The 12,836-nt window shown below is 36.8% G+C and carries 11 protein-coding genes; 5 read left to right on the forward strand and 6 right to left on the reverse strand.

Features of this window, described 5'->3' with window-relative positions:
* Window positions 1-12: 12 nt before the first annotated feature.
* The 3 genes from MST16_RS08080 to MST16_RS08090 all read right to left on the reverse strand — a co-directional run bounded on the left by MST16_RS08080 (window position 13) and on the right by MST16_RS08090 (window position 2,742).
* On the reverse strand, window positions 13-1,221 hold the full coding sequence (locus tag MST16_RS08080; protein ID WP_180011209.1) for an acyl-CoA dehydrogenase family protein: 1,209 nt from the start codon (window positions 1,219-1,221) through the stop codon (window positions 13-15).
* A gap of 89 nt (window positions 1,222-1,310) precedes the next feature.
* Entirely contained in the window at window positions 1,311-1,976 is a 666-nt protein-coding gene (locus MST16_RS08085; protein ID WP_180011210.1) for a methionine ABC transporter permease, read from the reverse strand.
* A gap of 1 nt (window position 1,977) precedes the next feature.
* On the reverse strand, window positions 1,978-2,742 hold the full coding sequence (locus MST16_RS08090) for a methionine ABC transporter ATP-binding protein (RefSeq protein ID WP_218946180.1): 765 nt from the start codon (window positions 2,740-2,742) through the stop codon (window positions 1,978-1,980).
* Window positions 2,743-3,442: 700 nt separating this feature from the next.
* Here MST16_RS08090 and MST16_RS08095 point away from each other — a divergent pair.
* The 5 genes from MST16_RS08095 to MST16_RS08115 all read left to right on the forward strand — a co-directional run bounded on the left by MST16_RS08095 (window position 3,443) and on the right by MST16_RS08115 (window position 8,810).
* Complete coding sequence (locus MST16_RS08095) at window positions 3,443-4,414, forward strand: LysR family transcriptional regulator (protein WP_180011212.1); 972 nt, start codon at window positions 3,443-3,445, stop codon at window positions 4,412-4,414.
* Between the two features lie 119 nt (window positions 4,415-4,533).
* Window positions 4,534-5,622: an LLM class flavin-dependent oxidoreductase gene (locus tag MST16_RS08100; RefSeq protein WP_180011215.1), complete on the forward strand. Its 1,089-nt coding sequence runs from the start codon at window positions 4,534-4,536 to the stop codon at window positions 5,620-5,622.
* 35 nt (window positions 5,623-5,657) lie between these two features.
* Window positions 5,658-6,653 carry an ABC transporter substrate-binding protein gene (locus MST16_RS08105; RefSeq protein ID WP_180011217.1) on the forward strand — a complete coding sequence of 332 codons (996 nt, stop codon included), beginning with the start codon at window positions 5,658-5,660 and terminating at the stop codon, window positions 6,651-6,653.
* Between the two features lies 1 nt (window position 6,654).
* The gene (locus MST16_RS08110) at window positions 6,655-7,209 is read left to right on the forward strand and encodes a cysteine dioxygenase (RefSeq protein ID WP_180011219.1); all 555 of its coding nucleotides are present in this window, start codon (window positions 6,655-6,657) and stop codon (window positions 7,207-7,209) included.
* Between the two features lie 17 nt (window positions 7,210-7,226).
* Window positions 7,227-8,810: a rhodanese-like domain-containing protein gene (locus MST16_RS08115; RefSeq protein ID WP_180011221.1), complete on the forward strand. Its 1,584-nt coding sequence runs from the start codon at window positions 7,227-7,229 to the stop codon at window positions 8,808-8,810.
* 35 nt (window positions 8,811-8,845) lie between these two features.
* Here MST16_RS08115 and MST16_RS08120 read toward each other — a convergent pair whose 3' ends face one another.
* The 3 genes from MST16_RS08120 to MST16_RS08130 form a co-directional block, all read right to left on the reverse strand.
* Window positions 8,846-9,706, reverse strand: coding sequence for an IS982 family transposase (locus tag MST16_RS08120; RefSeq protein ID WP_179992267.1), 861 nt, complete (start codon window positions 9,704-9,706; stop codon window positions 8,846-8,848).
* Window positions 9,707-10,247: 541 nt separating this feature from the next.
* Entirely contained in the window at window positions 10,248-11,585 is a 1,338-nt protein-coding gene (locus MST16_RS08125) for an MFS transporter (protein ID WP_180004472.1), read from the reverse strand.
* A gap of 202 nt (window positions 11,586-11,787) precedes the next feature.
* Window positions 11,788-12,813: an enoyl-CoA hydratase/isomerase family protein gene (locus MST16_RS08130; protein WP_180011817.1), complete on the reverse strand. Its 1,026-nt coding sequence runs from the start codon at window positions 12,811-12,813 to the stop codon at window positions 11,788-11,790.
* Window positions 12,814-12,836 lie beyond the last annotated feature (23 nt).

The raw sequence follows: 12,836 nt of genomic DNA on the forward strand, positions 1-12,836 counted from the left end.
TATATGGTTAGATTAGAAATAACTAATATTGGGTACAGTGCGTTTATTCACTAGAATATCTCCCAATACCTTTGCCTTGAGGCTAACTGGATTGTGGGTAGATAAGGTACGAATATTGCGCCAATGTCGATCATTCAATGTCTCGTGCCCCATAGCAGATGCCTCAATGACTTCAAACATTAAATTGGCTGCTTTGAGTGCTAATGGATCAATTGAAACTTTTACTTTTGCAGTTTCTATAGCAGCTTTCTGCAAAAAATCATCATAAGTCGGCTGGTTTAAATGCTGAATAACCTGGTCTAGTGAGTGCGCCGCTCGTAATACTGCTTGTTCTACAATAAAAGCAATTGATGATATTTCTCCTGCTTTTTCGAGAAAGAGGGGCTCATCACGAGCTTGTTCAGCATTCCCATAATTAAAAGTTCGACCTCGATTAGCAAGCAGTACTGCAGTGCGATCTTCTACAGCTTTTGTTTGACCAGCAATGATCGCTTGAATATACAGTTGTGCGAATGGTTTATTAATTAAACCATGGGGTTTAGGCCAACGGATCTCATCCTCAGATATGATTACATGATTAAATACCGTAGTCCCACTAGCAGTATTTCGTTGTCCAATCCCGATCCAATCATCAAAAATTTCTACACCTTCTCGATTAGTCGGTACAACAACATGACATAAAGTACCTAGATGACTTTGTGCGAATACCAATACATAATCTGCATACAAAGTACCGGTAGTAAAATACTTTTTACCGTCTAAAAATAATTGACCATTTTCATTAAGAATTTTTGTATTTACCTTGCCACTACCGACATTATTTGATGATGGTTCTGCAAGTGCATTGCTGATAATTTTTCCACCAGCTATACGCTTGAACCATTTCTCGCGATAAGCTGGATCAGGATGCCTTATTACTTCTTCTGTAAAGTTAAAATGTGAGTGGAAAATATGAGCAACATCAGAATCAACACGACCTAATTCAATAACTACAGCAAATAACTCTTCAATACTTAGTGCTTGCCCTCCATATTGTTTGGGTAAGCGCAATGCACCGATTTTCTGAGATTTTAAGTATTGAATAATCTGTGCTGGTGGCTGTTCGCCATTTGCATCACGAATAGCCAAATCAGCTTTAATAGTTTCAATTAGTGCAAGAAACTCTTTGCGTTCATGATAGGGACGTACACTATTCTCTACCTCCTGAACTTTAATATTCATAAAAACTTTTCCTAATATGTGTAATTCATTTTTTCCAAGTGACCTTCTTAAAAGTTATTCCACTGTAAGGTCATGTTGAATTTGATTCTTTAAATACGCTTATCTAAACGTTTAACAAAATAGTTCCCGGTAAATTGAATTACTTGAACAATAAAGATAATGATGAGTACAGTTACAATCAGAATGTCGGTTTCAAAGCGGTGAAAACCATAACGAATAGCAAAGTCACCGATACCACCACCACCAACGATGCCAACAATCGTGGAATAGGAAAAATAACTTACTGTCACGATAGTGATTGAGTTAACAATTGCTGCACGTGCTTCTGAAAACAGTACTTTATGTACAATTTGAAATTTAGTTGCGCCCATTGCTTCCGCTGCTTCAATTACCCCACGGTTGACTTCTAGCAAAGCTGCCTCAACAAAACGGGCAAAATATGGAATACAACTAATTGTCATAGGAACAATGGCGGCTGTTGTACCAATTGAAGTTCCCACAATTAAGCGTGTTAAGGGCACAATGGAAATAGCGAGAATTAAAAAAGGGAAAGAACGTATGAAGTTCACCACAGCATTTAAAACTCCATTTACCAACTTATTGCTAGAAATTGAGCCATCACGAGTTAAATACAGGGCAGTGCCTACTATTCCACCAAAAATAATGCCAAGTAGAATCGTGACAGACAGCATATAAAAGGTTTCGCCAAGTGCTGTTTGAATTTCAGGCCAAATACCAATTACTTTTTCGTACATATTAGGAAGCCTCTTTTAAACTAGTACTGACATCATTGAGTAATAATTTTGAAATAATAGATTTGACTGGTTGCTGGATTGGCTGATTGAGGTCAAACTCTTCAATGACTTGGCCTTGTTCCATTACCGCCACACGGTTACAGATTTTGTGTACTAGTTGCATTTCATGAGTCACGATTACTATGGTGATACAAAACTGTTTATTGATCTTTGACAGGTAATGCAGAATCGATTCTTTAGTTTGTGGATCGACAGCAGAAGTTGGCTCATCGCAGAGCAGAATTTTGGGCTGGGTCACAATAGCGCGGGCAATTGCAATACGCTGTTTCTGTCCACCGCTAAGTTGACTTGGATAAGCATCTTTTTTATCTAACAAATCAACAATTTCCAAGCATTCTAAAGCACGTTTATGACGTTCTGCTTTTGGCACACCTGAAAATTCTAACGGCAACTCAATATTTTCTAGAGCAGTGCGGTTGGTCAGCAAGTTAAAATGCTGAAAAATCATACCAATGGATTTACGCTGTTCGAGTAATTGCTTTTTTGATAATCGTAAAAGGGAAACACCTTCTATTTTAATATCACCAGTATTGGGACGTTCTAGCAGGTTAATCATGCGCAATAATGTTGATTTTCCTGCACCACTAAAACCGATAATGCCAAATACATCACCTTGATGAATATTTAGACTAACATCGGAAACAGCCGTGAATTGACCATCCTTTTGGATAAATGTTTTCTTAAGATCCTGTAGTTGTATCATCATTTATTCTCTATGTTTAGCTCAGCATCACTGATGCAGTAGTCCTATTCAGCTCAACATAAATGAGAATTTAATATGTTTAAAATAAATATTTTTAATAAAATTATATAAAAATAATGAATGCTAAATTTAAGATTGATCTATTCTCCACCCTTTACAGAAGATTTATATCAATAATTCTAATAAAATTATAATGAAAAATTATGCTTTAGTATAGAATTTGTTAATTATATCAGTGTGTTAGTAATATTTATTAAAAACATTTCTGTAATTTATTGATTGAGATAATAACGTTACTTTCATTCTTTTATAAACAAAACATAGCTTATTCTGAATTTTATCTTTTCATATGAATTATATTCACTTCGCTTTAAATTAGAGGGAATCTAGAATCCGCGAAAAATGAATATAGATTAATTTATAGCTAAGAATTTGTTTTTTAATATCTTTTGTTATAATTTAATCTAAATATTCAAAGTTAATTTGTAAGATAGTCACTTGCACCATCTACTTTAGATACTCAATTTAGGTGAATAGGAGTTGATTCGCTCTGTTAAAAACTAGAAACCCTTAATTGAGTATTTTTTGTTAGAAAATTTCCTTTGTATGAATGAAGAGAATACTGATCTTTCTAAATAATTCATATTAAATTCACATAGAATAAGCTCCTGAATTTTTAAATAAATTTGATAGCCAGTATGATATGAGCTATTCAAATATCAAATTAGATTTCAAGCAGACAGCTGTGCAGCGCGATTATGCCGAGGTTAAATTTTTAATGAAGATTGAAGACATCCATGCTTTTATTGCTTTTGTTAAATTGCAATCCACGAGTCTTACTGCTCAACAATTAGGTATCACACAACCTGCAGTTACACGTCGCATCCAGAGTCTAGAACAAGCCTGTTCAGTTCAACTTTTTGACCGAAATACTCGCCCTTTAAAGTTAACCGCAAAAGGACGAGAAATATATGAACAGTGCTGTATTATCGAGCAAGAGTTCAATAGATTGAAGCAGATCATTGCTTTACAAAGTGCAGATTCAACACATCTTAGGATAGGAATTCCAAATAGCCTGTCAGAGTCTGGTATTTTTGGAATGATACAAGACCTCCAAAAAGATTTTCCCTCTGCAAAAATTGAAATTAGTACAGGGTGGGGTAAGGAATTATTATCTAAATTAGCTCACGATGAACTTGATGGCGTGATTTCTACTGCAAAAGAACATAATGCTTTTCCAAAAGATTATTCTCTGAAAATTATGGGTACCTTACATATTAGACCTGTAGTAGCAAAATCTTTAAGCAGATCAGGTGTTTCAACATGGGAAGACTTGCAGGATCTAGGTTGGATTTTAAATAATAAAGGATGTGGATTTAGAGAATTTTTAACTGAACAATTAGAAAAACAGTATAAACAGCTAAATTTAAAGATTGAAGTTACTGGAACTAGAATCCAGTTGGATTTAATACAACAGGGAGTTGGTGCAGGTTTCTTGGCACAGGAATTAATCTTTCAAACTCCTCATTTTCACCAATTATCAATTATAGATACTGGAGAACTAAATCTAGATGTCATTGTTTACAATGCACGTCGAGAAAACCTGAGCCATGCACAAACTGAATTGTTTGATGTAATTATGGAACGTTTTAACCAAAAATTGCATTTAACGTAATCTAAAAACGCATTCTTATGCGTAAAATTAATATTAGTTTATGATAAATATTTATTTAACACATACTAATTTTTAAATTACAGTTGTTTCAAGTTCAAAAAAATATTTTGGAAATTGAAATGACAATTCAAATTTTAGGCATGATTGGCCATCGTCTTGCTTCGGAAACGATCCCAGCAGAAGGCCCAGTATTTAATCCAGATTATGTTGCAAATTTTGCTAAAGCCCATGAGGATGCTGGATTTGATCGGGTATTGATTGGTCAATGGTCAGATCAGCCCGATGGCTTTATTGTGGCGGCTCATGCAGGTGCAAATACTTCGAAATTAAAGTTTTTATTAGCACATCGTCCAGGTTTTATAGCGCCAACTTTAGCTGCACGTAAGTATGCAACTCTAGATCATTTACTTAAAGGTCGTTTAGCAATTCATGTTATTACCGGGGGAAGTGATCCAGAACAGCAGCGTGATGGTGATTTCTTAACTAAAGCCGAACGATATGCCCGTACAAAAGAATTTTTAGACATCGCTAAGCTTTCCTGGTACAGCGATAACCCCTTCCAGTACAGTGGTAAATACTATCAAGTCAAAGATGGTTTCTCAGAAATCAAACCTTATCAATCTCATTTGCCAGTATATTTCGGAGGTTCTTCTCAAGAAGCATTAAATGTAGCTGCTGAACATGCAGATGTATTTGCACTTTGGGGTGAGCCTTTAGCTGGTGCTGAAGAGCTTATAAAAAATATTCGAGCAAATGAAGTAAATTTTGAGCGTAAAAATCCACTGGATTTTAATATCTCTTTCCGTCCAATTATTGCAGATACCGAAACACAGGCTTGGGAAAAGGCACAGGATATTTACAGTCTGACTCGAGAGCAAATTGAAAACCGCGGTCTGCGCAAAGATAAACAAAGTGCTCAAAGTGTAGGAGCCCAGCGTTTAGTGGAGTTGGCATCACAAGAAGTGCATGACACTAATTTATGGACTGGCATTTCTACCTTAGTACATGGCAACCATAACTCTACAGCTTTAGTAGGTACACCAGAGCAAGTAGCAGAATCTATTGCAGAATATTATAAGCTAGGTATTAACAGCGTATTGATTCGTGGTTTTGACCCATTAAATGATGTCATTGAATACGGCAAAGAACTACTACCAAGCATCCGTTATAAAACAGCCGAACTGGATAAATTAAACAAGATTGCCTAGGCCTTGCTGACAAAATATTAAAAAGTGTGATTGAAATGAAAAAAATATTAGTTGGCATTATTAGTGCTGTTTCAATAAGTTTAACTGCTTGTGATAAACAGGTTAATCAAGCTGAAAATACAAAAGAAGTGACTAAACTTAAAAATTCAGCACAAATTGAACTCAAAATTGGTGATCAAAAAGGAAATATGCGTGCCCAGCTAGAGGCATCAAAACTTCTAGATGGTATCGATTATAAAATTTCATGGTATGAATTCCCGGCAGCAGCTCCAGTTGCCGAAGCATTAAATGCTACCGCGATTGATATTGGTTATCTTGGAGATGCACCATTCATCTTTGCAAATGCAAATGGTGGTCATGCACGTGCAATTGCGGTTAACCGATATGATCCGTATGCAGTAGCTTTACTAGTGCCTAAAGATAGTCCGATTAAATCCATTCAGGATATCAAAGGAAAAACTATTACAGCGAATAAGGGCTCGATTGGTCAGCTGGTTACATTACGTGCTGTAGAACGTGCTGGCTTGAAAGCTTCTGATGTAAATTTTAAATTTTTGCCACCAGCAGATGGCAAACTTGCTGTTGCAAATGGCAATGTTGATGTATGGGCAGTTTGGGATCCATACACTGCCTATGCTGAAGTCATTGATGGTTTTCGAATCATTGAAAATGGACGTGGATTATATTCAGGTTTTACATTCCTTGCCGGTACAGAGCAAGCTTTAAATGATCAGCAGAAGCGTGCAGCTATTCAGGACTTTATCTACCGGCTTGAAGAATCTCAGGAATGGGTAAATAAAAACTACCAGTCATTTGGTAAAGAACTTGCAAAAATCACCGGAATTCCAGAAGAACCAGCCACATTAGCATTCAAACGAAAAAATGCCACATGGACTAGTATTACTGATGATGTAATTGCCACTTCGCAAGACACAGCAGATTTCTATCATAAACACCAATTATTAAATCAGAAAATTGATGTAAGCGGTCTGTTTGATCGTGAGTTTAATACAAAGCAGGCAGGAAATTAATATGACTAAATATCTGAATGCTTTAGCATCTGTAATTAATGCTATTGAGCAAGGATTAGTAGAACAACTGGATGAGCAAAACTTAATTCAGCGCTTTACACCTGAGTTTAAAAAGCTCCTCCAGGATTCAACCTGGCTTGAACCAGAGTTTAAAAAACCGCATCCAGAATATTATCAACAATATCTATTGTATCTAGATCCTGAAGAGCGTTTTTCCATTGTCAGCTTTGTTTGGGGACCAGGTCAAAAAACACCAATTCATAACCACGAAGTATGGGGTGCAATTGGTGTGCTTGAAGGTGCAGAAGTCTCTACACCTTATACCTGTGATGAGGCAGGTTTACATTCAGTTGCTCAAGGCGAGTATCTCGAAGTGGGAGATATCGACTGGTTTACACCAACTACGGGAGATATTCATGCTGTTAACAATGCCTTTGAGGATAAAGTCTCAATCAGTATCCATATTTATGGTGCAAATATAGGCAAAGTTGAGCGTTTTACCTATCAACTAGACGGTACAGCTAAACCATTTATTTCTGGTTATTCAAATTTTTAAAGAGTGATGTTAAAAGAATGAAAACTATCGTTTATCAAGAAATCCGTGAAAAATTACTGGCTGGCGAGGAAGTTGCTATTGTAGATTTAAGGGAAGAGCATATCTTCGCTCAAAATCACCCCTTATTTGCGACAAATATATCTTTATCACGTCTCGAAATTGAAATTTATAACCGTATTCCTCGTCTAAATACACTCACGGTTATTTATGATGATGGCGATGGTCGTGTTGAGCGCGCCTATAAAAAACTTAGCGAGTATGGTTATAGTAACATTGCAGTTTTAGAAGGTGGCGTAGAAGCATGGCAACGTGATGGTGGTGAATTATTCATTGATGTTAACTCTGCCAGTAAAGCATTTGGTGAGTTTGTAGAGCATCATAAGGGCACACCATCTCTTAGTGCCGAGGAACTAAAAGCAAAAATTGATGCTCAAGAAAATATCGTCATTTTAGATGCTCGACGTTTTGATGAATATCAGACTATGAGTATCCCAACTGGGATGAGTGTTCCAGGCGCAGAATTGGTTCTGCGTGCTCCTTCATTGGTTAAAGATGAAAACACCCAGATTATTGTAAATTGTGCTGGTCGTACTCGCAGTATTATTGGTACTCAATCATTAATTAATGCTAAGTTGCCTCATGAAATTTTTGCATTACGAAATGGAACGATTGGCTGGACACTCGCTGGACAACAACTAGAGCATGGTCAGCAACGTTCATTTGTAGCTCTTGATACCCAGATTGACGAGCAGGCAAAACAAAATGCTGAAGAATTGGCAAAGCAAGCAGGTGTAAAGCAAATCAGTTTAACTGACTTACAGGATCTACAGGCACAAGAAGATAAAACCACTTATATTTTTGATGTACGTACTGAGCAGGAATATGCAGCAGGGCATTTACCTGGTAGTCGTTGGGTAGCAGGTGGTCAGCTGGTACAGGAAACTGACCATTATGCTGCAGTGCGTGGTGCTTGTATTGTTTTAGTTGACGATCAACTTGTTCGGGCATATATGACCGGTTCTTGGTTAGCACAAATGAACTGGGATGTTTATGTACTTGAAGATGATTTTGTAAAACTTCTGGCTGAAGCGGGAGGCTGGAAACCTGCTACACCCCAGATAGATGTTGACTTATTTATTTCTCCAGAAGAGCTGCAACAACTTTCAGCAACACAAAATATTGCTATTTGGGATTTCACTACTGCAGCTAACTACAAAAAAGGGCATATTCCAAATGCACAATGGGTTTTAAAAGCAGATGTAGCTAAACTGATCCAGCAGTCAGAATTTACAAACAAAGATGCCATTGTTGTAACTTGTGGTTCTAGTTTGCTTGCTCAATATGCAGTGCCAGAAATCAAAGCTCAACTTAATTCAAATCAAAAAGTATATATCTTAAAAGGTGGTAATGCTGCTTGGGTGCAGACAGGTCTGCCATTAGAGCAAGAATTAGATTTACTTTCAGAAGAGATTGATCGATATAAACGCCCTTATGAAGGTACCGATAATTCAAGAGAAGCAATGCAATCTTATCTAGACTGGGAGTTCGGTTTAGTCGATCAGCTTAAGAATGATGGCACACATGGGTTCTTTGTAATATAAAATATTAAGTTTAACCTGAATCCTGCTTAAGCCAATCATTCCATTACTCGAATGGTTGGCTTGTTTTGATGGCATAACTGGTAAGCACATAGAGATGCATAAATTCCAGCTAAGTATCCTTCAATGCTTCTCGCTTTACTCGTCACCAAATGATATTTCCCTTTTAACAGGCTAAATAAAGTCTCTATTTTATTACGCTGCTTTAAGTGATATTCATCTGCTGTTGAGAGTTGTACAGATTTCATATTCTTTCGGTGATAGGTAATTAAATCAGTACTTTGTACTTTTAATCTACTCTTTAATTCCTGACTGATATAACCACGATCAGCATAGAGCTTGGCTTTTAATCCTTCTACCAACTGTTCAACCATTTTAATATCTGCTGTATGCCCATTTGATAAAGCTGTACTGACCATGTCTCCTGACTGATTCATGATTAAATGCAGCTTACAGCCAAAGAACCATCCCATTGAGCTTTTGCCGCGTGTTGCAATTGCTGCTAGAGATTTATGCCGTTGAATCCGCTGATTTTTACATACAGGTAGTGTGGTCGAATCGATCCATAAATACTGACTCTGACAGTCTTTCATTAAGGCAAAATGTAAAGCATGCAGTGCCAATTGATGTGCTCTGATGAGATGAACCATTCGTTGGTAACACGGTAAATATCGAAAGAGTTGACTATGATTGTGCTTTAATGAAAAGAAAAATGCTTTGAAGTTATTGAAATGAGAGCATTTATACCAAATTGCGATGAATACGATTTCTGAAATTTTCAATTGAGAAGACCGCATTCTCAAACGCTTGTTGTTGTGTTTTAAAAATTCCCAATAGCTTGCTTCAAATTTCTGAAAAAAGTCATCAACGATGCAGAAGAAATATGTAAAATCGAACATGGTGGCTGAAGGCTTAGGTTGTGTGGTAACTCCCTAATGGTTTTCAGTCACCTTTTTTTCAAGTTAATTTCTTATCCGCGATTCAGGTTAAGTTTATTCAAAATAATAACCATTCTAGGCCAAGAAATATATTTTCATATTTCTTGGCTTAATTAATATCCGGTTCATGTAATTCATAACTAAATATTAAAAAATTTGACGTTATCACTAGTAATATTTAATCTATATCAATATTAATGAACTTATTATCAGGTGTATCGGATTTAACATAATATATATTATACGAAATAGTATAATTAAGACTTTGATATTTAATATTTTTTAATTTATTGGTGCTTAAATCTTTCATCTGTGTAACAAACTTGATTTGTTGCTCTTACACATCAAACATATTTTGTGCCGCCAAGATCCTACGCAATACTGACAATATTATTTGTCCTGCCACAATCCTTAGACAAGAAAAAGCCATAACAATTGTTGTTATGGCTGTACATATGTATTTCTATATTTAAATCAGTCTACTGTTTTCCTGATTGTTGATTTAGGAAGATTTGATTTCCTCACTACTAAATACTTTAGTCTTTTGCTCTATTTGATCTGGCTTTAAAAATGAAGATGCAATAATCGCAATCACAGCAAAGCCTGAAATATAGGCAATAATTAAATTTGGGCTTCCATCACCAATACTTAGCAATTTTGTCGCGATTAATGGAGCTAAACCACCACCTAGCACGCCTGCAAATTGAACTGAGATTGAAATACCGCTATAACGTATTTCTGCTGGAAATTGGCGCGAAAATAACTGTGACTGCGGCGCATACATCAAAGGAAAAACCACACCAATACCAATCACAATGGCCGTCCAAACCAATACTGGATCTTTAGTATTTAACATCGCAAAAAATGGATAGCTGTATAAAGCCAGTACGCATAAACCAAATCTAAACATGTTTTTTTGCCCAACTTTATCAGACAAATGTCCAAAAATTGGCGTAATGACCATGATGACTGCAGCACCACAAATCGTTGCAAACAAAATGTCTTGTCTAGGAATATTCAGCTGTGTGGTAGTATAGGCTAAAGCAAATGTCGATGCCAAATAGAACCAAGCATTTTCAGCAGCTCGAGATAAAATAATCGTAATCAACTGCTTAGGATGATTTTTAAACACTTGTTTTGCTGGAACTTTAATTGTTTCAGTTTGAGCTTTAACTTTTTCAAAGTCTGGTGACTCCGGTACTTTTACACGAATATACCAACCTACAGCCAGTAAAATAATGCTGGCTAAAAATGGTAGACGCCAACCCCAGCTAAATAGCGCTTCTTCAGGTAACATTGAGACTAGACCTAAAGCTACCGAAGCGAGCAATAAACCACCACCTGTACTGGCTTGCGGTAGACTTCCCCAAAAGCCTTTTTTACCCGCTGGCGCATGTTCTACCGCCATGAGTACTGCTCCGCCCCATTCTCCACCCATGGCCATGCCTTGTATAAATCTTAAAATAATTAAACAGACCGTTGCCCAATAACCAATGGTTTCAAATGTCGGTAACAACCCAATCATCACCGTGGGAATACCCATCAACATTAATGTGACCAATAACATTGATTTACGACCAACTTTATCGCCAAAATGACCAAAAACTATTCCACCGAGTGGTCGACCAATAAAGCCTACAGCATAGGTTGCAAATGCAGCCAACACGCCAGTTAAGGGATCAAGATTTGGGAAAAAAAGTCGATTGAAAATGAGTGCTGCGGCAGCACCATAGATAAAAAAGTCATACCATTCGATGGTTGTACCCACCATACTGGAAATACCCGCTAAACGATGCGAGGACTTAGCTGGTGGAGCTGTGTTTCCCTGTACATTTTGCATTGTTATCTTCCTTATTCTGCAAGATATTTCTACGTTGCATTTTCACGATGCTTGATTTGTATGATGATTTTCTTCATGAAAATCAATATTTTTAGATCTTATATGTGTTTAATTTACGCTGAGTCACTGGTTCATATCGAACATAAAATCAAATATGAATATTGACCAAGGGTTTGAACCGTTAAAAATATAAATCTACTGATTAAATAGATATTTCCTCCATTATTTTGTCTAAAGTCGGACTAGACTGTTGCCACTTTGGCTGTTTGTCTTTATCCACAATTAATGCACGCACACCTTCAACAATATCGCCATGTTGAAACCAAACGTCTTGTAAATGTCGTTCAATTTGCATGCATTGCTTTAGTGAAAGACCTCGACCTAAATGTTGGAGTTGCAAACTGATCCTTTTCGCGATTGGAGATCGTTGTTCCAAGGTATTGCGTATTTTTAACGCCCACGCTTGAGCATCATTATGCTGTTCATTTTCAAGACTATTTTCAATGGCATCAATGCTCTCATAACCAAAATGCTTACGAATTAAATCTGCATTTTGACTGAGTTCACTTTCCGCTGGTCGAGTAATATATTTCGCAATCAATTGTTCAATATATTCTTTGCTGAGATGCTTGGAATTTCTTAAATCTTCTTCTAATTGAACAAGTTGCTCACTCGGAACATGGTAGTCAATCAAATCTAGGTATAACGCATCGCTGGCACTGATTTGATCGCCCGTAGTTGCCATGTACACACCAATATCATCCAAACGTGATAAAAAATGTGTCGCAGCCACATCTGGGAAAAATCCAATGGCAGTTTCAGGCATGGCAAATCTAGACTTTTCGCTGCTGACAAGCACATGACATGCTTGGGCTAAGCCAAATCCACCTCCAAGTACATAGCCATCGAGTATGACAATAATGGGTTTTTCATACGAACGAATGGTGTTCAGCATTTCATACTCAGCTTGAAAATAAGCTTGATGATCTTCTTTACCATTCATATAACTATCATAGAGATAGCGAATATCTCCACCTGCACAAAATGATTTGGGACTATTTGAGCGTATAAGTACGGCATGAATATTGGTTTGATCAGCCCATAGTGCTAATTGCTGCTGGATGCCTTGGATCATTTCTAAAGACAAGGCATTTAAACTTGCCACGCGATCTAAACTGATTTGGCCTAAATGTCCATGTTCTTCAATCATTAAGTTATTTGTACTCATATCCGTATGATCCTTTTTTCTTT

Source organism: Acinetobacter sp. YH16040_T (genome assembly GCF_024605785.1).
Taxonomy (GTDB): domain Bacteria; phylum Pseudomonadota; class Gammaproteobacteria; order Pseudomonadales; family Moraxellaceae; genus Acinetobacter; species Acinetobacter amyesii.

Excerpts from the sequence above, each read along its gene's own strand:
- MST16_RS08080 (WP_180011209.1), bottom strand. The coding sequence starts at position 1,221 with ATGAATATTAAAGTTCAGGAGGTAGAGAATAGTGTACGTCCCTATCAT.
- MST16_RS08085 (WP_180011210.1), bottom strand. The coding sequence starts at position 1,976 with ATGTACGAAAAAGTAATTGGTATTTGGCCTGAAATTCAAACAGCACTT.
- MST16_RS08090 (WP_218946180.1), bottom strand. The coding sequence starts at position 2,742 with ATGATGATACAACTACAGGATCTTAAGAAAACATTTATCCAAAAGGAT.
- MST16_RS08095 (WP_180011212.1), top strand. The coding sequence starts at position 3,443 with ATGAGCTATTCAAATATCAAATTAGATTTCAAGCAGACAGCTGTGCAG.
- MST16_RS08100 (WP_180011215.1), top strand. The coding sequence starts at position 4,534 with ATGACAATTCAAATTTTAGGCATGATTGGCCATCGTCTTGCTTCGGAA.
- MST16_RS08105 (WP_180011217.1), top strand. The coding sequence starts at position 5,658 with ATGAAAAAAATATTAGTTGGCATTATTAGTGCTGTTTCAATAAGTTTA.
- MST16_RS08110 (WP_180011219.1), top strand. The coding sequence starts at position 6,655 with ATGACTAAATATCTGAATGCTTTAGCATCTGTAATTAATGCTATTGAG.
- MST16_RS08115 (WP_180011221.1), top strand. The coding sequence starts at position 7,227 with ATGAAAACTATCGTTTATCAAGAAATCCGTGAAAAATTACTGGCTGGC.
- MST16_RS08120 (WP_179992267.1), bottom strand. The coding sequence starts at position 9,706 with ATGTTCGATTTTACATATTTCTTCTGCATCGTTGATGACTTTTTTCAG.
- MST16_RS08125 (WP_180004472.1), bottom strand. The coding sequence starts at position 11,585 with ATGCAAAATGTACAGGGAAACACAGCTCCACCAGCTAAGTCCTCGCAT.
- MST16_RS08130 (WP_180011817.1), bottom strand. The coding sequence starts at position 12,813 with ATGAGTACAAATAACTTAATGATTGAAGAACATGGACATTTAGGCCAA.